A 20462-nucleotide genomic window follows, 5' to 3' on the forward strand; every position below is an offset into this window, starting at 1 on the left:
TTAAGATCGCGAATGGAAAAAAGTGCGAAGCTTCTTAAAATTAAAAGGTGATATAGGCTCTAAATAAGGCTTATCATGAGCTTTCAATTTACAAAGGTGTAAGAACGTAAGTCCGAAAAGTAATGAAAGTCCATATAATCCAAGACAAGAAGCTACAAGGACGTAAATATACCGCATAACCCGCCATGTAAAAACGAATTCCCAAGAAGGGATTACAAAAGTACATATAGCAGTAAAAGCAATCGTGACAACCATAATATTACTGACGATACCAGCTTCTGCAGCCGCTGTGCCAATAACGAGTCCCCCAACTATCCCGATCGTTTGACCAACAAAGCTCGGCAAACGAATACTCGCTTCTACTAAAACATCTAGTGCAAACAACATAAGTAAGGCTTCAATAGAAGCTGTTATAGGAATTTGTGAGCGTGACTGGGCAATGGTAAGTGTAAAAGTAGTCGGAATTAATTCAGGATGAAACGCTACAAGGGCTACGTAAAGGGCTGGTAAAGTCGTTCCGATAATCATACACAAAAGTCTTAAGACTCTTATGATTAATTTATTCCAGCTTACCGTAAATGAAGAGTCTTCAATGCTTCCTATTGTATCTAACAGCTGTACGGGTGTGACAATACAAAACGTATGATAACTGAGAAAAATCACAAATTTACCGTCAAGAAGACTTTCCCTTGCATGGTCTGGACGCTCTGTTAAAATGCTTTGTGGGAAAAGTGAATAAAAATCATGCTGGAAATGCCTTGCTAATTGTCCTAATGATGAAATTTCTTTGTTTTTTAAATGCTCTATTTTCTTATTTATAAACGATAGACTTGTTTCATCTATTAACGAATGAATATATGCTACTGCCACCTTCATCGTATTTTCTTTACCTGCAAAAGTTTCCACTGTATGAAGTTCGCAGTCTTTTAAATAATAGCGTAGAATGCCAATATTTTTATCAACACTTTCTACGAAGCCTATCTTAGGGCCCAAAACTTGATATTCTGTTGTTGGTTCTGCTACTTGCCTAGCCGGATCACTATTAATATTAAGTAAGTAAGGTGAGTGTGCGTTAATATGAATCAATACTTGACCATTTAATAAACCCTCTTTAATGTCATCTAAATTAAGGGGCAACGTGTGATTGGTTAAATTAACAATCGTCTCGTTAGGATCTATGGTGTTGCTTTGCTCTATCGATACAATCGATTTAGCCACTAGCTCATCTAGCAGTGTTATATCGACGAGGCCATTAAAATAATATAAATTAACTTCTGTCCCCTGTTCGGTATGACTAGTTCTTATTTGAAAGTCATACGCATTAGCAAACAAGTTTTTTAAATACGCTTTATAATCATCAACGTGTAAAGATAGCTGTGTTTCTTCATGCTGATTTTGCTTATCCAAACGAAATCACCTCTGTCCCTCTAGTATTGTTTGAAAAGAAGTAATTATACATGATAATTGCATTCAATTTAGTTTACATAATATAATTATTGTATACTTATTAGAAAGCCCAAAAACCCTCTAACTGTAAAGGTTCATTCTTACAGTTAGAGGGCATTATGCAACTGATTTGCTTTTAAAGTAGTAAGTTTCAGTATTATTAAGTATCCACTAGATCCATCGCTTCTGGTGTGGCATCATTCCCATTCTTCTCAAGCCATGCATCTGTAATGTCTCCAGACACACTCACATCGAAAAGGAAGGAGCCATTCGTATAACGATCATTTTGCCTAACCGAACTCGGGTTAATCGTTTCATGTGAACCGTCACTAGCTTCCACATGAATTTTATCAGTCGGCTGGACTAAAAAGACATTGTACACACGGTGAGGTGATTTCTTTAATTCTTTTAACATCACAACCCCTCGCTTAGCGCGAGATGTTTTTTCAAATGCATTTAAGCTCATTTTTTTATAAGCTGCTCGTTGCGTTATGAGCAGTATCGATGGCTTTTCTTCCACAGTAAACGATTGACAGCTCATGACTTTATCATCGGCTTTTAAGTTAATCGCTTTAACACCAGCAGTACGTTGGCCAGTGACGCTCACTTCTTCTTCACTAAACCATAAACCATATCCTAAATGTGTAGAGATAAAAACGTCCTGATTGCCATCTGTTAAACTAACATAAATAAGATCATCATCTTTTTTCAGCTTTACTGCCATTAATGCTTTTGAATGCCTTTGCGCTTTGTACTCACTTAAAACAGAGCGTTTTATCATCCCTTTTTTAGTGGCAAACATTAAATATCTCTCGTCAGTAAATTCTTTAACTGGTATAGCGTTAAGAATCTCATCCTCATTATCCATCGTTACAATATTGGCCACATGTTGGCCATTGTCTTTCCAACGGTTTTCTGGAAGTACGTGAACTGGTAAGTAAAGATAGGACCCTTTTTTTGTGAAAAGAAGCAATGTATCAGTTGTGTTCATTTCCATTGAGTATAATAAACGATCCGATTCCTTCATACCAGGTGGTTCACCGTTTGACGCAGTATAAGATCTAATACTCGATCGTTTAACATACCCTTCCCTCGTTACAGTGACCCGAACATCTTCAGATGGCACAACGACTTCAAGATTTATTTTTAGGTCCTCAATTTCCTCTTCAATCATTGTGCGACGATTATCGCTATACGTTTTCTTTATGCGACGTAACTCTTTTTTAATCTCACTAATTAAATTTTGATCAGTCGCTAATATACTTTCTAATTTTTCAATCGTGTCTTGTAATTCTTTAGCTTCTTGTTCTAACGTCGTAATATCCGTGTTCGTTAATCGGTAAAGCTGTAAATTAACGATTGCTTCACTTTGTGGTTCACTAAATTGATAGCGTTGTTGAAGTTGCTCTTTAGCATGACCTTTATCTTTTGATTCTCTAATTGTAGCAATAACGTCATCTAAGATAGAAATGGCTTTAATTAACCCTTCAACTATGTGAGCACGCGTTTTGGCTTTATTTAAATCAAAACGTGTTCTGCGCGTTACGACCTGTTTTTGGTGCTGAATATAGGCATCAAGCATTTCTTTTAATCCAAGAAGTTTCGGTGTTTTATTATAAATAGCGACCATATTGAAATTATAAGAGACTTGCAGATCAGTATTTTTGTATAAAAAGTGTAAAATACCTTGGGCATCTGCATCTTTTTTCAGTTCTACTACAATCCGTAATCCTGTTCGGTCTGTATCATCTCGTACCTCGGCTATGCCGTCAACTTTTTTGTCGAGACGTAGCTCGTCCATTTTTTTAACTAAATTCGCTTTGTTGACTTCATAAGGTATTTCAGTAATGATAAGTTGTTCTCGTCCACTTCTAACAGTCTCAATTGAGACCTTTCCTCGTAGAACGATCTTCCCTTTGCCTGTTTCATAAGCTTTTCTTAATCCCTCAATCCCTTGAATGATCCCACCTGTAGGGAAATCAGGGCCTTTAATATGCTGCATTAAATCATCGACTGTACAGTCAGGAGCACTCATCTGATGAATAGCTGCATCAATCACTTCTCCTAAATGATGGGGCGGGATATCAGTCGCATAACCACTGGAGATACCTGTTGATCCATTCACAAGGAGATTAGGATAGCTGGCTGGCATCACCACGGGTTCTTCTTGTGAATCGTCAAAGTTAGGCATGAAATCTACCGTATCTTTTTCAATATCTTGAAGTATTTCTGACGCAATTTTTGAAAGTCGGGCTTCTGTATAACGCATGGCAGCTGGAGGATCACCATCAATTGAGCCATTATTTCCGTGCATTTGCACGAGCAGGTGACGCATTTTCCAGTCTTGACTTTGTCGAATCATGGCCTCGTACACAGATGAGTCGCCGTGAGGGTGATAGTTACCAATGACATTACCGACTGTTTTGGCTGATTTTCTAAATGGTTTGTCCGCTGTATTTTTGTCAACGTGCATAGCATATAATATACGACGCTGTACAGGCTTTAATCCGTCTCTCGCGTCTGGTAAAGCTCGGTCTTGAATAATATATTTACTGTAACGGCCGAATCTGTCGCCAAGCACTTCTTCAAGCGGCAAATCCAGATAGCGTTCTTTCTCTTCCAAGGATTACTCCTCCTCTGTTACTTGCAAATTGTCGTTATCTAATATATTTGATTCTTCATCTAATCCAAACATAACATGACGCTCAATCCATTTACGGCGTGGTTCCACTTTATCTCCCATTAATGTAGAGACGTGTCTCTCCGCTCGAGCAATATCGTCGATGGTCACTCTTACCAATGTGCGAGTCTCAGGATCCATCGTTGTTTCCCAAAGTTGTGTAGCATCCATTTCTCCAAGTCCTTTATATCTTTGTATGATATAGCCTTTTCCAACATTGTTAATGGCCTTTTTTAACCCGTCTTCATCCCAAGCATACTCAACTTTTTCTTTTTTGCCACTTCCTTTGCTCACTTTATATAACGGTGGTAACGCAATGTACACGCGCCCGGCTTCAATTAGAGGCCTCATATACCGATAGAAAAAGGTCAAGAGAAGGACTTGGATATGGGCACCATCTGTATCAGCATCTGTCATAATCACAACTTTGTCATAGTTAATATTTGTGATATCAAAATCTGCTCCCACGTCTCCACCAATGGCGTAAATAATCGTTCGAATTTCTTCATTTTTCATAATGTCAGCTAATTTCGCTTTTTCAGTGTTGATCACTTTACCTCTCAATGGTAGGACGGCTTGGAATTTCCGGTCACGTCCTTGTTTCGCAGAACCACCAGCTGAATCACCCTCAACGAGGTAAAGTTCGTTTCTCGCAGGATTTTTTGATTGCGCTGGCGTCAGTTTACCGCTTAACATCGCATCTTTGCGTTTATTCTTTTTTCCACTTCTTGCGTCTTCACGTGCTTTTCGAGCTGCATCTCTCGCTTGAGCAGCTTTAATAGCTTTACGTATAAGATTATTACTAATTTCTGGATTTTCCTCTAAAAAGAAAGTCAGTTTCTCAGAAATAACATTGTCAACTGCTGAACGAGCTACTGGTGTGCCTAACTTCCCTTTTGTTTGCCCTTCAAACTGAAGTTTTTCTTCAGGAACTCTCACTGACACAATCGCTGTAAAGCCTTCACGAATATCGTTGCCATCTAAATTTTTATCCCGTTCTTTAAGTAATTGCAGCTTACGGGCGTGTTCATTGACAACACGTGTCACAGCAGCTTTGGCTCCTAATTCATGTGTACCGCCATCCTTGGTACGAACATTATTAACAAAGGAAATAGTGTTCTCTGTATAACCGTCGTTATATTGAAAGGCAAAGTCTACTTCTATATCTTCTTGTTCTCCTTGAAAAGATACAACTGGATGTAACGTTTCTTTATCTTCATTTAAATATGTGACAAATGCTTCAAGACCAGTATCAAATTGAAATTCATCTTTACTTGTTTCTTTATCAGGTCGCTCATCTATAAGGGTTATTTTAACGCTTTTTAGTAGAAATGCTGATTCTCTAAGTCGTTCAGCCAATGTGTCATAACTGTATGACGTTGTACTAAAGATAGTAGGATCCGGTTTAAAGTGAATAGTAGTTCCTGTCTTTTTAGTTGTTCCTACCTTTTCTAGCGTCGTAACTGGCTTCCCACCGTCCTCAAAACGTTGCGTATAGATCGTTCCACCACGGTGAATGGTAACCTCAAGCCATTCAGATAAAGCATTCACGACTGAGGCGCCAACACCATGTAAGCCACCACTTGTTTTGTAACCGCCTTGACCGAATTTACCACCGGCATGAAGAACTGTTAAAATGACCTCAGGAGTAGGTTTCCCTGTATGATGCATGCCTGTAGGTAAACCCCGCCCTTCATCCTTCACACTGATACTATCATCTTTATGTATTATAACAGTAATTGTTTGACCAAATCCTGCAAGAATTTCATCTACCGAATTATCGACTATTTCAAAAACAAGATGATGGAGACCGCGATGGTCAGTGCTACCAATATACATGCCTGGTCGCTTTCTTACTGCCTCCAGACCTTCTAATACTTGTATCGCATCATCATTGTAATCAAATGTTGGTTTAGTGGACACTGCTTTTTCCCCTTTCTATCGTAACCCGTCTTAAGCTATTATCTAACATACCATAACTGTTTAGGACTTTCGATAATCAGTTTTAAAAAACCTAAGCGGTGTTACTTACTTAAAATATATGGTTTATAGTGACTTTGTCAAATGCCTATGCCACATTTACGTAAGAAACACCCTTGTTTTTTTAGTGAAAAGTCCTGATTTTAATCATCGTAGTATTCTAATACATGTACTTTTTGGTATGTCATACTAAAATAATTTTCTTTGAACAAAAAAGAGGACGGCCAATTTAGCCGTCAATAGTTCGATCTATTATTTAATAAGGAGCGCATGCTCCACTTTTATACAACGGTCCATAATGACTGTTTTACCTGCTTCTTTTACAAGTTGACCTGCCTCTTCATGCCACAATCCTAATTGCGTCCAAAATACGTTGGCGTTTGTTAAAATTGTTTGTTCAGCAACTTCTTTCACAAATTCATAACGTCTAAATACATTGACGATGTCAATTTTGCCATCAATATCTGTCAGCTTATCCACAGCTTTTATACCGAAGACTTCGTCAATGTGAGGGTTAACTGGGATGATGTCATATCCATCTCTTAATAACGCTTCAGCTATTTGGTATGAAGTTCTTTCTGGGTTATCTGATAAACCAACGATGGCAATGCGCTCTGCTTCTTCTAGAATTGTTTTTATGACCTCTCTTGAAGGGTTGTTCAATGTATGACACTCCTTTTCAACTATTTTACGATAAGAACAGGACAAGGGACTCTTTTAGCAACTTTATGACTCACACTACCGAGTACCATTTGCTGGAACTGATTAAGTCCACGGCTACCAATCACCACTAAGTCATAGCTTTCTGTCGTTGCTTCTCTCACAATAGCAGTCCCTGGTTCCCCATATATATACTTCACATTTAAGGGGATATTTGCTAGAGTAACCTTTTCTTCAGTACTTGCTACTTGTGCTTTTCGATGTTCCGGCACGGTCCTACAAGGTATCTCGGTTTCAATCACTTCCGACCTCACTGGAATGTCGTCTATGACATGAATAAGCGTTACAACAGCATCTGGCGTCTTTCTGGCAATATCTATTGCTTTATCAGTCGCCCTTAACGAATGAGCTGACCCATCTCCAGCTAATAATATGCGTTTAAACATGGCTTTCCCCCCTGACCACTCATTATAACTCTATTATAGTCAATTAATGACTGATCGCCTATGCCATGTCAATAACAATTCCCCAATAACCGTGGTTTAGCAAGTTCATTTGTTGGAACTTTCTCTTTATATGTGGCTATATTTCTCGTTGCTCATTCACTTCCCACAGATCAAACACTTAGGTATGATACCTTCTAATTTGATTAGAATATGTTTGATCAGCTCGTTTTTGAATAAATCTACTTAGTTTTATTCACCTTTAAAGTCATAACTAAACGGCTTTATACTAATTTAGTGTCAACGTGATACAGATTATGAAGGCTTTTGACCTGCTAGTTTCGTGGTCATTCCAATTAGATCAAAATAAATATATGTTAGATTATGGTATACAATGATTTTTAAATGTTGTTAAGCATTAGGCCCCTATTGTCACAAGGGGGCCCGATCAACATTAAGCAAAAATAGACATGAAAAACCAAAAAACACGATGATGTTTGACTTAAATTATGTTGGTGATAACTAAAATTAACGATTTTTTCGATAGCTTTTTAAGCGATATAGGACAAATACAAACACTTACTGACTCAGTTGAACTTCTAGTTAAACAAAATTCGACCTCTTAAAAAGCAGCCATACTTGTATGACCGCTCTTTGATGGTAGGATTTTATTACAGATAACCGTCCATAAAACCCCTGCATTAATAACAGAGAGGAGAGAAAACGGTAATATTCTGATTGCCTCAACTACCAATCAGTGGGAGAAGAACGAAAACGCCCACTGATTGGTAATTTTATTTTCTGTAGGCCACACCAACAATAATTAAAAGGACAAACATGACGACCACCAACAAAAATAGCATAAGATCACCACCTATTCATGAAGTAACCCTTCACACTATTAATGTATGGTGAAAAATGCCTTATGATTGGACAAATGTTGTCTCAAGTAAAAATGTTTATCACACAGATAAACATCCCGGTTCAAAAGAGAGAGGAGAAATTCACTCAACTATCAATAAGAGAAGAGCGAAAACTTCCACTGATTTTGGACTGTATCAATAATCTACATATTCTGATAGTTCTTCTGTAGGTATAGCAAGACCGACTTTTCTAGTTGATCCATCGGTATCCTCTAATCGCGTTGTGGCATACACAATCCCTACAACTTTTCCGTCTTCTCTTATGACAGGACTTCCACTGCTCCCATGATAGATAGGGGCGTCTAGTACGAGCGATGAGCTGTTTTTGTTACCAAAATCAGTTGTTCCTGTTACCTTGCCTTGGTTAGCAATAAAATTAAAAAACAATGGGTTGCCTATGACATAAATTGACATACCTGCTACCCACTCTTCAGCAAAATCTAACACAGGATAACTAACGTCTGTTTCAATATGTAAGATAGCAACATCTCGTTCAGGATCAGTCTCAATAACATCAGCTGTATAACTAGCGCCATTTTCAAATGAAACGGTTGCTTGAGGATAATCACTTACAACATGTTCATTCGTCATAATATACCCATTCTCAGATATATAAAAGCCGGTGCCTTTACTATTACCAGACCTAATCACAACAACGGACTCTTTATACAGTTGCACGTCCTCATTATTAGATAATTCTTGAGAGACAGCAATGAATTCCATTGCTGGAAAATTAAACAGCTGCGGCCAGATGGCAAACACATTACTTAAGAGCGCCACCGTTATAAAAGCTGCTATCGTTATTTTTAGTCCCCGTCTAGGCTTCCTTGTCTGGCCTTCTTCCTCATCATCAGGATTAAAAAATTCTTCTTTAGTATAATAATGCTCTCCGTCAAAAAATAACTCTTCTTCTGGTTGATCGTTTAATTCCTCTTTATCTTTCTTTTGATCGCTTTTTGAAGCATCGTTATTACGGTCGTCAGTAATCGTCATCACCTCCTTTTTTAATAAAGTTTATCTCATATAAAATGTCGTTAAGAATTAATACGTAATTTTATCGTATCATAATTTGTTGCCAAAAGATCAACGCCCGCCTTTTTTTCATAATAGGAAAAAGAGAGGATTGTGATTATAGTGATATTCCTGTAAACTTTGTTGGGACGTATTAATCACAGGAGGATATTACATGACTAACACCACAACTGAAACCGACCATATACTACCGACTAAAAAAAATACCTATAACTTTAAAGCCATGATCGCGATAGCTTTAACCGTGACTACGCTCATTGTTGCAACAGTGAAATTTCCAGTGAGTTTGTTGTTAAGTTTTGTTGCCATTATTTTCTCAATCATTGCTTTAGTAGAATTAAGAACGCCGACACAAAAAGGAAAAGTTTTAGCAGTAGTAGCACTTGTTGTTAACTTACTTGTTTGGCTGGTCACCATTGGGCTGCTTGTGTATGGTTATTTTTTATACCAATCTATCCATAATTAGCCGATTTAAAAGGACTGAAAAACATGGAAACCCCTTCAGCAAAACAAGAACTAACGTCTTTAGATTCAAATCATCGTTCATTTAGTTTTATAGCCATTTTATCAGCTGGGATGTTAGTTTTTACTGCCTTTTCTTTCTATCAAGATTGGGATATAACTTTATTTTCCTTCGTGTTAACGATTATTTTGTCTCTTGTAGGTATAATGGACACAGTGGAAAAAAATAAAGTTGGCAAGCGACTCAGTTTACTAGTACTATTCCTTTGCTTAGTAGCGATCATTCTGCCTGTTATATTACTGATTTTCTTCACGATGGCAATCGGTCAATAAAAAACCGGGACGCCTACCTTTGCAGGGTAGAGTCCCGGTTTTTTACCGATTATTAACTTCTGGCTTTCGCTTTTTCGCGATCTTTTCTCATTTGTTTACTTCTTAATTGCCCACAGGCCGCATCAATATCAGAGCCTTGTTCATGCCGAACACCACATTGAATACCATTTTTCATCAAAATATCATAAAACGTGAGTATGGCCCCTTTTTGGCTTTGTTTGTATTGGATATATTCATCAACAGGGTTATAAGGAATCAAGTTAACATAAGTTAGCTTTTTCTTATCCTTAATAAGCTCTACTAATTGCTGTGCATGCTCTGGCTGATCATTCACACCATCCAGTAGAATATATTCAAATGTAATACGCCTGTTCCTCTTCTTTAAGTAATAATCAACTGCTTCCATGAGTTTTTCAATCGGCTGGGCTTTATTAATTTTCATAATTTGCGTGCGCAACTCATTATTTGGAGCATGTAAAGAAACTGCAAGGTTCACTTGAAAATCTTCATCTGCAAAGTCATATATCTTTTTAATAATTCCACTCGTAGAAACGGTAATATGTCGTGCACCAATAGCTAATCCTTTATCACTGTTCACGATCCGGAGGAAATTCATTAAATGAGTATAATTATCAAATGGTTCGCCGATTCCCATTACTACAATATGGCTAACACGTTCTCCTTTTCCTGTCTCATCCATACTATGTTGTACGTTCATAATTTGTTGGACAATTTCACCACTGGTTAAATCACGATCTTTAGACAATAAGCCACTTGCACAAAAACTACACCCAATATTACACCCTACTTGCGTTGTCACACAAACGGAAGCACCGTAATCAAAACGCATTAATACAGTTTCAATTAAATTACCATCACTTAGTTTGAATAGGAATTTTTCAGTGCCATCACTTGAAACTTGCTTTGAATGTAATTGAAGTGATTGAATCACAAAATGATTTTCAAGTAATTGAATACAGTCTTTTTTTAAATTCGTCATCTCATTAAATGAGGTAACACGCTTGATATATAACCAGTCCCACACTTGAGAAGCGCGGAATGGCTTTTCCCCTTTTTCTGTAAACCACTCTTTTAATTGGTCAAATGTTAAACCGTAAATCGATGGTTTCGTCATTTTAACCCCTCATTTCACTTTATTTATAATGATAGCTCTACCAATAATCTTAGTAGTTCAAACTGAGACATCTTTTATGTGAACGACTCATAAAATACGAGATCCTCTTTTTAAACCAACAGCTATTATCTCAATTTTCATCTCACAATTCAAGCAAGATTTGGTGTTACACGACAGCTTTATACTTATTTACACGATGCCTCTCGTTTTTAAGAACAATCATATATTAAAATGACGCATAGGGGAGGAATACATTACTTTCGTTTTAATGGCATCGTCATACAACGCGGTCCTCCACGACCTCTTGCTAATTCGGAACTGGGAACTTCAATCACATTAATCCCGTGCGCTCTTAACGTATCGTTTGTGACATAATTTCGATCATATGTGATGATTGTCCCTGGAGCAAGGGCAAATGTATTACTGCCGTCATTCCATTGTTCTCGTGCCGCTTCAATAGCTTGACCGTCTCCGACTGGTATAAGTGTCACCTCTTCAAGTGCAAGACATTCTTTAAGTGTTTTTGTTAAGTCATTTCTTTTTTCTACTTCGATCTCACCGTCTTTATTCTCTTGAAGGATGTAAATGTCCATTTCCGCGGCAATTTTCATCACAGTGGGATGAATCGTAAATTTGTCAATATCAACTTGTGTAAAAACGGTATCTAAATGCATAAAAGCTCTTTTTTTCGGTATTTGAATCGCAATTACTTTCTTAAAGCCTGTTTTCAGTGTTCTTAAATTTCTAAATAATTTTTCTATGGCATGGGGACTTGTACGTGCACTAATACCAATTGCTATAACATCCGGTGATAAGATGAGAATATCACCTGCTTCAATAGGAAAACCATCGTCCTTATCATAAATAATAGGTATATCTTTATTAACATAATCATGGGAATGTTTTACGATATATTTTAAGAATAGCGTCTCATTCTTGCGAGCCTTTTGGTCCATTAAATTTAAGGAAATAGACTCACCAATGATAGCTGCGGGGTCTCTAGTGAAATACATGTTTGGTAAAGGATCTAAATAAAACGGAAAATCATGATTAATCATCTCAGCCATCAAGTATTCCGATTTCACATCCACTTCATTTCTTCTAACGCCACTAATCACTGTTTCAACGAGTTCAGCAGGTGGTTTAGATACTAGAAATTCTTCTAAGCTATAATAAATACCGCTGTCATACCTCAAATGTTTTAATGAGGCATGAAGAAATTCAGTAATAAATTTTTTTCTGACATGTTCTTCTTTAAGCGCTTCCGTAGCCATATCTGTTAAATAGACGACCTCTGCCCCTTTTGATGATAAAGCTTTTACAAATTCATCGTGTTCACGTTGCGCAATTCTTAAATTAGGAATATCATCAAACAATAATTCTTCCATATACTCTGGGGATAGGTTTTCTATTTCTTTTCCGGGCCGATGCACAATCACTTTCTCTAACTCATTAATTTCTGAAAAAATCCTAAAGGGAGTTGTCATAAACTAATCTTCCTTTCTGACTTATCTAATTTTAAGAAATATACCTTAATTATACCCTCTTAACATTATTTGCGCGATAATCGTTAAATAACCTTCCGATAATGTTTTATTATAAACATCTTAAAACCAAAAATTACCTCCGCTATAAATGGAGGTAATAAAAGATAACAGTTAAGCTAAAAAAATGAGATTAAGATCAGTGAATCATTATTTGTTATTATCCGTTTTCTTATGATCGACTGTTCCAACGTTATAACTATCTTCCAGTTGTTCATGAACCGTTGACACACCACTAGAAAACTCATCCTTTTTTTTGTCATCTTCATAATGGAAGTGCCTATCCCCCACGACATGTCCTGTAAGGTTACTCTTTTTTCGCATAAAATCACCTTCCTTACTTGGTTTTATAACTAGTATGAAAGCAAGTAAAGAAAACTATGCGAACAGTTAGGAGAAAAGTAAACGGTATTTGTGACATTAACTGGAGTAATGAGTTTTACTTACCACATGGTTTATTTTACGACAATTAGGTGTTGTAGGTGTATGGCTTTTAGTATATATTTTTCTACTTTCTAATTCATTTTCAAGTATTTTAATGAATTCTGTTTCTAAGCCAAGTTCTTTCGCATGTGTATACACTTCCAATAATTGATCGCTATTTAAACGCTTAATTGATGAAGTCAATGTACAAACCTCCCCTTCTTTATTTACTCAGGTCGGTTGCACTAGCAGCTCCAAACTATTCAAGTGCCCAATTACAAATAGTTTTTCATCGCTCCCGTAAGTAGTATAAATCCCTTAATTTTATGCCTCTACTCACTAACTGTTCATATTAGTAATGCAAAAATATCCCAATATCAAAAGGTATTATATCATAGTTTATAGTAAATAAAATGTGATTTAACTTACTTTTTTATGAATTGGGGAAATATCGTCCAAAAGGATGAGAAATAACTTAAATATAGCCCCATTATTTTTGAATAATTAAGCCGTAGGGGTAGTCATAAGTCCCATTAAAAGGCATTTTTTATTATTAGAATATGTAAACTGTTACTTTTCACTATTACCTGGTTAATATAATACCAATTTTTAATAGATTTAGTTAACTGAATGAATGTCATAATCCAATGTCACGCTCCATATAACGAATATTATTGTAAATTAATAAAAAATGTCCGTTATTAAAAAAGAAAAACATGACTCAACTCGCATAAAAGGGTGTGACGTCGCTACGAACTTACCGTTATTAATATAGACAGTGTCTCTGTCATGATTCGGTGTCAAAGTAAACCAAGTTAGTGGTGTTCGGATAACACTATATGACCAATTCTAAGTCAGAATGTAATGTCCCCCTTTTATTTTGCCGATAGAGCTGATATTCTATAGGAAACGTATGTTCTTTAGGAGGCTTTTAATGAATTTTATAGCGATTGACTTTGAAACAGCTTCCAGGCAACGTGATAGTGCTTGCGCCATTGGACTAGTTCAAGTTATTGACGATTGTATTGTTGATGAAGTTTACACACTTATCAGACCGAGAAATTCATACTTTGATCCCTTTTGTGAGAGAGTCCATGGAATCACATGGGAGGATGTTAAGAACGCCCCATTATTTAGTGATGTTTGGTCTGATCTCGCTCATTACTTTGAAAATAGTTTAGTCGTAGCTCATAATGCTTCTTTTGATATAAGCGTTTTAAAGAGCTCCTTACAAGCTATTGGCTTGCCTTACCCTTCAATGCTATACAATTGTACCGTGGCTATTGCGAAAAAAACATGGCCTGAGTTTTACAATTTTAAGCTTAATACGATAGCAGCTGAATTAGATATGACATTTAATCATCACCATGCTCTTGAAGATGCCCAAGTAGCCGCACAAATCGTACTAAAAGCAGCTGAAATACATAATACTTTTGAAAACGACGCTTTCTTTGAAAAAATCAAGCTTTACAACGGTATCCTCTCACCTGGTCTTTCTCTGACGCCGGCCATGAATAAAAAGAAACAATTAGCAAAATGAAGACAATAATTATGTTCAAAGAAACGAAGCATGTTTCTTGCTAGATTAACCTCTCAAGTGATTAAATATAAATAGTGTAATAGTGTTTATTTAGGAGGAGCGCGCTAATGACAACAATTCATAATTTCACTGTACAAAAGCCTAATGGTGATGAGGTAAGTCTAGAGGAATATAAAGGTAAAGTTGTTCTCATTGTGAATACAGCGACGAAGTGTGGGCTGGCACCGCAATTTAAAGAATTACAAGCTCTTTATGAACAATATAAAGCTGATGGTTTAGAAGTATTAGGGTTTCCCTCTAATCAATTTATGAACCAAGAACCATTAGAGGATGATGAAATGGAATCTGCGTGCGAAATCAATTTCGGCGTTACCTTTCCATTATTTAAGAAAATTAACGTTAACGGCCCTTCAGCACATCCACTTTACAAACACCTGAAGGAAAAAGAAAAAGGGATGTTAAGTAAAGAAATAAAATGGAATTTCACTAAATTTCTTATTAATCGAGATGGTGAGGTTATTAAACGATATTCCCCTCAGACCTCCCCAAAAAAAATAGAAACTGATATAAATCAATTACTTCAATCTTAATATCCACTAAATGAGAATCGGATACTCGCACTAACTGAAACGGCCCATAATTGACGGGCCGCTTTTTTAAAGGAGATTTAAACCTTACATCGTTAGAAAGAAATGAAACTAATTAAAATGCGCCTGAACCTCCTCCGCCACCCCCAACTCCAGTTCCACCACCAATACTATTGTTTCCATTACTGTCTAAACCAGCAGATTCATTGGCAGATACAGTCCGTTTAAAGTCTTTGTTAATGGCCATACCGACCAGCATAAATGTGACTACTCCGTTCGATATATCTGAAGACGGTCCCTTTAAAGACAGCTTATTAATATTATCTAAATATGATTGAATCTCTTTAGCTATTTTCTCTACAGAATGATTGTGAACGCCTAAGCCAAATACGAAGGCTTTCATTTGTTTTTCTTGAGGCCATTTCTTCCAATCTTGCGTATTCATCTGTGATAGATGATTATAAAAACGATCCCAAGCTAAATGGACATACCAACCCTTCTCTGTTTTTGGGGTATAAAAAATTGTGAATCCTAAAATGAAGAGACTTATCACCACGGCGCTAATAGACGGGAAAATAAGTTTGTACATTAAACATGCAATCGCCAATCCAATCGGTAGTAAACTTGAAACAGCTAGTAAAGAGCGGAGCTTCCCCATTTTAACTGTTAGTTTCTTATCTTTTAGTTTATTAACGATAGCTTGTGTCCATGAAGTCTGCTTTTTTTCAAAATGGGTCCCGTTATCTTCAACAGTGTAATAGGCATTGAAGTCAGCTAACTTAAATATTTCTCCGTCTCCTATGTCATCAAATAGCCAAGATACTAATATTTTTTCGTCTTCTTCTAAATCTGTTCTGTCTTTCAACCGAAATGTGTTGCTCTCTAGTTGTTCCACTTTTTTAAGTCGCACGAGATCTAGCAAGGAAGCTGTTAACACTTCCGCTGTAACTGCATAGCGGTTATAAAAGACGATTGTTTCAGGCATGGTCATGTCTGTTACCGGTATTTCATCATTATTCTGCAAATAATTGACAGCTTGTTTTCTATGGTGATTCCCTTTTATAACAGTGAGAATAACGATAAAATATATAAGGCCTATTATCGGTAAGGCAATAAAAGCCGTATGTTTTATTATATGCTGCCGTGCAGCATATGTAGCAGCTTCATCGGCCCGCTCCTCTTGTTCACTCCTTATGTCTGTTTCCAGAAAGCCTTCTTTTGTAACAGATACTCCTGGGAAAAGTACTTTATCAAAAGCGACCCGTACATCACCATTTCTCCCTGACTTCACTTCCCCCATGCTAAAAATAACTGAGCCGTCTTCCTGAATAATTTCTGTGTTTTCTCCTTCATCATAGCCAATAGCTAATGTGTTAGCGCTTTTGTCTGGAGGATAGATAGCGATTGTTAGATCTTCATAAGTAGATTCATTAGTACTATCGAAAAAAGGCCAGTAAAATTCGACCATATCTTCATAAAAATCCATACCATTATCAATACGATAATGAATATCAATTTCAATTTTCTCGTTATGCCCATGGCGAGAAATATAGTGCTCTATATCATGCTTTGTGTCAATAGTTAAAGGTGTTCCGTTTTCGAAAGCTTCAATATCACGAATAGTTGTTCCTTTCTTAGGATTTAACGTTCTAATTATGCCATTAAATTCGTCCGTAAATGAGTATAAAAAAGTTTCTTCTACATACACACTACCGTCTTCTTGAATGTGTGCATGGATCACGACTTCCTCAATTGAATAGTCAGCTGCTTTTGCGATAGTAGGAAGACCGACTATAATCATGATAACTGCTGCATACGTTAAAATAAATTTATACATAAAACTCACCTCTTATAGTCATACGGTAGTTTCCACCAAAATGTTTCATATTCTCTAACAACAAGACATATCAAGCAGGACATTACCTCCCACTCTCCATTTTGAGCAGGGAGGTTTAAGGCTGGTTACCTGTGATAAACATGTCATATTGCCTGCTCCTTAATTCATTTATTTTAAAAGGCTAAACTTCTGAATAAGTTTCATATTTTAGCCTCATAAACTAACCGCCTTGTGTTGTCAGAACACAAGGCGGTTAGTTTATGATGTTAATATTTAAGATGAGGAATCACTTTTGGGTGCTTTCGCTTCTTCTATCTCTAGAACTTTAGAAGATTCTTCAGTGGATGATACGGTACCAGTCATAATACTTTCCCCGTGGAATCTCCCTTTTTCTTCAATAATAATCGTACTCATTTCAGCCTTGCCTTCCAATGAGCCAGTATCATAAATATGAATTTTGCCTTCAACTTTTACATTCCCTTTTACTGCCCCAGCTAAAAATAAATTACGAGCCTTTAAGTCGTTTTCAACACGACCTGTCTTCCCGATTGTAACATCTCCGTAACAAGTCACATCACCATCTACTTGGCCATCAATTCTGACGCTCGAATTAACGTCCAAACTTCCTTTAAACACGGTCTCTTCGCCAATTATCGTAGAAACTTCACTTAATTTTTTTTCATTTTTCTTATTTGAAAACATAGTGCCACCTCAACTTTCGTCTTCATCAATATCGTTTTCTTGCTGATGGAAGGTCATGTATTTATAAGGATCAATTAATTCACCATATCGCCTGATTTCATAGTGTAAATGAACACCTGTACTTCTTCCAGTTGTACCCATTCCGCCAATGAAATCTCCTTTTTTGACCTCATCACCGACAGAAACGTCCATTGAGTTTAAGTGAGCATATAGTGTCTCATATGTGTCACCATGACTTATCACAATCTTATTACCATAACCATCCTCTCGAACAGCTTCTGTCACAACACCGTCGGCGGCTGCATAAATCTCAGTGTCTAACGGAGCAGCTACATCTGTTCCAGAATGGAATCTTTTAGCCCCAGTAAACGGATCACTTCGATTACCGAACTCTGAAGAAATGCGTCCTTCAGCAGCCGGAAAATGAGTTGGTACCGTTCGTAATTGTTCCTCATATGCCACTAAAGCATCCACTGTACTTTCAAAGTCGTCCAATAGTTCTGGTAACTCTGAATGTATAGCAATTAAATCACTGTGTATATCTTGATTAAGAGAAGATATATCTGGATTCTCTTCAAATTCTAAACCCCCACTTCCATCTTCCTCAATTGTTTCAGAAGGGAGGTCTAAATCTAGGTCGTTCAAAAGCTCTTCAATTTGTTTAAATTCCTCCACTGTTTCTTGCACAGCCGTGGCTTCTTCATAAATAGCATGATTTTCATTGTTTAATTTGGCTATTTCCTCTTCCCGTTCGTCTAAGTCGTTTGTTAAAGCTGTATTTTCAATCCTTAAGTTATCGTATGCAATGGTTAGCATACCGAAAGAAACAATGACGATCGTTGCTAAACCTATAACACTATAAACAAACAACCTTTGAAATTTAAATTGTTTAATTGACGATTGGGGGCCAGAGGAGATCATCACAGTCCATGATTTTTTCTTCATTTTTTTTAGCAAACCTTTGCCCCGTTCTAGAAAAGTGGGGAGTCACCTCGCTTTCGATTCTTGCATGTTATCACACTAGTAAAAAATTATATCATTGTTAAACAAATGACAAAAGTTGTCGAAAGGAAAATTAACATTACTTTTCTATTACAAAAAAAGCTAAAGTCATGATCATTAAACTTATCTTTCTATTTTTAATCATAAATATATTTCTCTTTTAAGCTGTTGTAGTAGGTTTTAAACGCTTATCTATTTAAAAACGTGCTGTATGAAGCAGCACAAAAAATGTTACAAAAACATTACAGTAAAGTAACGTCCGCTACTTTACTGTTCGATGTGTTTTTTCGTACTCCTCTTGTAAAATACAAGAAATAATATGATGAGCCGCAAAGGGTCTTTTTAAGCTCCTTGCTCGTGTAATTAACCTTTCCCTCACATCATTCCGGTGCAAAACACGGTAAAGAGTCGTTGCTAATTCTTTATATGAGGCCACAGATACGGCTGCACCTTCATCAGTTAAATATTGGGCGTTTTGTTCTTCATGACCTGGCACTGAACGAAAAAGCACGATAGGTGTTTCACAAACGAGTGCCTCTGCCATCGTTACACCACCTGCTTTGGAGATGATCGTATCACTTGCTTTTAAAAACACGATAAACTGATCAGTAAAACCAACTATTTTAAGATCATGTTTACTTTTTTGTTTTAAAAGCTTCTTTTTTGCTTGAATATTTTCACCTACCATACAAATGATGTGAAGAACGTCATCCAATGAATCTAATTCCTTTAATATGCGGCTATAATTCGTTAGTCCTCTTCCACCTCCAGCAATCACAACTACTTTGTCTGTTAAAGGAATTCCTAATTTTTGTCTCGCTTCTTCTTTTGTTAAAGGAATCGTGTTATGAGCTAATATAGGGATACCAGTGGATGTGAAAAGTTGAGGTGCAATATCATTTTTTTTTGCAAATGTAGCAATCTCACATGAAGCGGTAAAATAACCGTCTATAGTCTCGCGTAAATAAGCCGGATGTAATACAAAATCTGTAATAACCGTGTAAAAAGGCATATTCAGGTTCTTTTTTTTAATCAAATTTGACAAAAAAGCTGTCACGAAAGGATGAGTCGAAATGATGAATGGACAGTTATCTTGATTCACGAGCCGATACAGTTGCGTTATATAAAGTCCAGAAAATTTGTCAAGTAGATGAAATAAGGGCACCTGTTCAGCATGAAAATACAGTTTTCTCCATACTGAGGGTTGCCATTTAATCATACTTAAATATGTATAAAGCATGAGATGGTGGAGGTAAGGGTTGAGCTCATAAAATGTATCAACTATTTTTGGGCTGTAACCTTGCTTTAAAAGCTCGGCATTTAAAGCCTTGGCAGCCTGCGTATGACCATTTCCTATTGAAGCAGAAAAAATTAGCGGCTTATCCTTCATTTTCTTACTTCCCTTCTCGTTCAGGAGTCTTTCCTTTTAACGTCTCATTTTTAGATCAATTTATACTTCTACCTCTTTCAAAAAGGAATTAGCCTATCTGCCTTAATAAAAGCTACATATTTTTTATTTTTTTTTTCATACTAACAATAAATTCCCCCTATCGAATAATGAGTTATCACTTTCAGGAAAGGAGACCTCTTATGAAGAATTACAATAAAAGGTTGAGATCGTCCTTAGAAAAAATAGTTTATTCGTTGTTTATCTACGAATATGATTACTTATTTGAAACGAAAAAAGCACCAAAGTTGTTACCGTAGTGCATAGAGGTTCTACAAGATAATAC

General features: G+C 36.6%; 19 protein-coding genes and 1 riboswitch. Of the genes, 4 read left to right on the forward strand and 15 right to left on the reverse strand.

What is annotated here, in order from left to right; translation table 11 throughout:
- The 7 genes from BK581_RS02905 to BK581_RS02935 all read right to left on the reverse strand — a co-directional run bounded on the left by BK581_RS02905 (window position 1) and on the right by BK581_RS02935 (window position 9125).
- The gene (locus BK581_RS02905; protein WP_078576749.1) at window positions 1–1407 is read right to left on the reverse strand and encodes a spore germination protein; all 1407 of its coding nucleotides are present in this window, start codon (window positions 1405–1407) and stop codon (window positions 1–3) included.
- A gap of 199 nt (window positions 1408–1606) precedes the next feature.
- Complete coding sequence (gene parC / locus BK581_RS02910; RefSeq protein ID WP_078576750.1) at window positions 1607–4069, reverse strand: DNA topoisomerase IV subunit A; 2463 nt, start codon at window positions 4067–4069, stop codon at window positions 1607–1609.
- 3 nt (window positions 4070–4072) lie between these two features.
- A complete protein-coding gene (parE, locus tag BK581_RS02915) occupies window positions 4073–6049 on the reverse strand; it encodes a DNA topoisomerase IV subunit B (protein WP_078576751.1) in 1977 nt (658 codons plus the stop codon).
- Window positions 6050–6358: 309 nt separating this feature from the next.
- Window positions 6359–6769 carry a CoA-binding protein gene (locus tag BK581_RS02920; protein WP_078576752.1) on the reverse strand — a complete coding sequence of 137 codons (411 nt, stop codon included), beginning with the start codon at window positions 6767–6769 and terminating at the stop codon, window positions 6359–6361.
- A 20-nt stretch (window positions 6770–6789) separates the two neighbouring features.
- Complete coding sequence (locus BK581_RS02925) at window positions 6790–7212, reverse strand: universal stress protein (protein WP_078576753.1); 423 nt, start codon at window positions 7210–7212, stop codon at window positions 6790–6792.
- 791 nt (window positions 7213–8003) lie between these two features.
- The gene (locus BK581_RS20545; RefSeq protein ID WP_078579832.1) at window positions 8004–8072 is read right to left on the reverse strand and encodes a YjcZ family sporulation protein; all 69 of its coding nucleotides are present in this window, start codon (window positions 8070–8072) and stop codon (window positions 8004–8006) included.
- Window positions 8073–8267: 195 nt separating this feature from the next.
- Window positions 8268–9125 (reverse strand): S1 family peptidase, encoded by an 858-nt coding sequence (locus BK581_RS02935; protein ID WP_078576754.1) that lies wholly within the window; start codon window positions 9123–9125, stop codon window positions 8268–8270.
- 193 nt (window positions 9126–9318) lie between these two features.
- Between BK581_RS02935 and BK581_RS02940 the strand changes: the two genes are divergently transcribed.
- Window positions 9319–9630, forward strand: coding sequence for a hypothetical protein (locus BK581_RS02940; RefSeq protein WP_078576755.1), 312 nt, complete (start codon window positions 9319–9321; stop codon window positions 9628–9630).
- Window positions 9631–9653: 23 nt separating this feature from the next.
- Complete coding sequence (locus tag BK581_RS02945; RefSeq protein ID WP_078576756.1) at window positions 9654–9959, forward strand: hypothetical protein; 306 nt, start codon at window positions 9654–9656, stop codon at window positions 9957–9959.
- Window positions 9960–10011: 52 nt separating this feature from the next.
- Here the strand turns inward: BK581_RS02945 and rlmN are convergent, their stop codons facing one another.
- From rlmN to sda, 4 genes are all read right to left on the reverse strand, one after another.
- Window positions 10012–11094 (reverse strand): dual-specificity RNA methyltransferase RlmN, encoded by a 1083-nt coding sequence (rlmN, locus tag BK581_RS02950; protein ID WP_078576757.1) that lies wholly within the window; start codon window positions 11092–11094, stop codon window positions 10012–10014.
- A gap of 254 nt (window positions 11095–11348) precedes the next feature.
- Window positions 11349–12581, reverse strand: a complete 1233-nt coding sequence (locus BK581_RS02955; protein ID WP_078576758.1) for an arginine deiminase — start codon at window positions 12579–12581, stop codon at window positions 11349–11351.
- Window positions 12582–12788: 207 nt separating this feature from the next.
- Complete coding sequence (locus BK581_RS02960) at window positions 12789–12962, reverse strand: YozQ family protein (RefSeq protein WP_078576759.1); 174 nt, start codon at window positions 12960–12962, stop codon at window positions 12789–12791.
- Window positions 12963–13058: 96 nt separating this feature from the next.
- Entirely contained in the window at window positions 13059–13265 is a 207-nt protein-coding gene (sda, locus tag BK581_RS02965; RefSeq protein ID WP_078576760.1) for a sporulation histidine kinase inhibitor Sda, read from the reverse strand.
- Window positions 13266–13287: 22 nt separating this feature from the next.
- Window positions 13288–13370, reverse strand: a riboswitch (cyclic di-GMP riboswitch).
- 625 nt (window positions 13371–13995) lie between these two features.
- On the opposite strand from sda, the gene BK581_RS02970 reads away from it, so the two are divergent.
- The gene (locus BK581_RS02970) at window positions 13996–14601 is read left to right on the forward strand and encodes a 3'-5' exonuclease (protein ID WP_169837508.1); all 606 of its coding nucleotides are present in this window, start codon (window positions 13996–13998) and stop codon (window positions 14599–14601) included.
- A 107-nt stretch (window positions 14602–14708) separates the two neighbouring features.
- Window positions 14709–15191 carry a glutathione peroxidase gene (locus BK581_RS02975; protein ID WP_078576762.1) on the forward strand — a complete coding sequence of 161 codons (483 nt, stop codon included), beginning with the start codon at window positions 14709–14711 and terminating at the stop codon, window positions 15189–15191.
- A 112-nt stretch (window positions 15192–15303) separates the two neighbouring features.
- Here the strand turns inward: BK581_RS02975 and BK581_RS02980 are convergent, their stop codons facing one another.
- The 4 genes from BK581_RS02980 to BK581_RS02995 form a co-directional block, all read right to left on the reverse strand.
- Window positions 15304–17025 (reverse strand): DUF2207 domain-containing protein, encoded by a 1722-nt coding sequence (locus BK581_RS02980; RefSeq protein WP_078576763.1) that lies wholly within the window; start codon window positions 17023–17025, stop codon window positions 15304–15306.
- A gap of 273 nt (window positions 17026–17298) precedes the next feature.
- Window positions 17299–17727: a bactofilin family protein gene (locus BK581_RS02985; protein ID WP_078576764.1), complete on the reverse strand. Its 429-nt coding sequence runs from the start codon at window positions 17725–17727 to the stop codon at window positions 17299–17301.
- A 9-nt stretch (window positions 17728–17736) separates the two neighbouring features.
- A complete protein-coding gene (locus BK581_RS02990) occupies window positions 17737–18684 on the reverse strand; it encodes a peptidoglycan DD-metalloendopeptidase family protein (RefSeq protein WP_078576765.1) in 948 nt (315 codons plus the stop codon).
- Window positions 18685–18991: 307 nt separating this feature from the next.
- Window positions 18992–20119: an MGDG synthase family glycosyltransferase gene (locus tag BK581_RS02995; RefSeq protein ID WP_078576766.1), complete on the reverse strand. Its 1128-nt coding sequence runs from the start codon at window positions 20117–20119 to the stop codon at window positions 18992–18994.
- Window positions 20120–20462: the final 343 nt, after the last annotated feature.

The organism is Salipaludibacillus agaradhaerens (assembly GCF_002019735.1).
GTDB lineage: Bacteria > Bacillota > Bacilli > Bacillales > Salisediminibacteriaceae > Salipaludibacillus > Salipaludibacillus agaradhaerens.

Bases quoted from the DNA above. Each gene is read 5' to 3' on its own strand.
- BK581_RS02945 (WP_078576756.1), top strand. From the start codon at position 9,654: ATGGAAACCCCTTCAGCAAAACAAGAACTAACGTCTTTAGATTCAAAT.
- BK581_RS02955 (WP_078576758.1), bottom strand. From the start codon at position 12,581: ATGACAACTCCCTTTAGGATTTTTTCAGAAATTAATGAGTTAGAGAAA.
- BK581_RS02970 (WP_169837508.1), top strand. From the start codon at position 13,996: ATGAATTTTATAGCGATTGACTTTGAAACAGCTTCCAGGCAACGTGAT.
- BK581_RS02980 (WP_078576763.1), bottom strand. From the start codon at position 17,025: ATGTATAAATTTATTTTAACGTATGCAGCAGTTATCATGATTATAGTC.
- BK581_RS02935 (WP_078576754.1), bottom strand. From the start codon at position 9,125: ATGACGATTACTGACGACCGTAATAACGATGCTTCAAAAAGCGATCAA.
- BK581_RS02975 (WP_078576762.1), top strand. From the start codon at position 14,709: ATGACAACAATTCATAATTTCACTGTACAAAAGCCTAATGGTGATGAG.
- BK581_RS02960 (WP_078576759.1), bottom strand. From the start codon at position 12,962: ATGCGAAAAAAGAGTAACCTTACAGGACATGTCGTGGGGGATAGGCAC.
- BK581_RS02925 (WP_078576753.1), bottom strand. From the start codon at position 7,212: ATGTTTAAACGCATATTATTAGCTGGAGATGGGTCAGCTCATTCGTTA.
- BK581_RS02985 (WP_078576764.1), bottom strand. From the start codon at position 17,727: ATGTTTTCAAATAAGAAAAATGAAAAAAAATTAAGTGAAGTTTCTACG.
- BK581_RS02995 (WP_078576766.1), bottom strand. From the start codon at position 20,119: ATGAAGGATAAGCCGCTAATTTTTTCTGCTTCAATAGGAAATGGTCAT.
- rlmN (WP_078576757.1), bottom strand. From the start codon at position 11,094: ATGACGAAACCATCGATTTACGGTTTAACATTTGACCAATTAAAAGAG.
- BK581_RS02940 (WP_078576755.1), top strand. From the start codon at position 9,319: ATGACTAACACCACAACTGAAACCGACCATATACTACCGACTAAAAAA.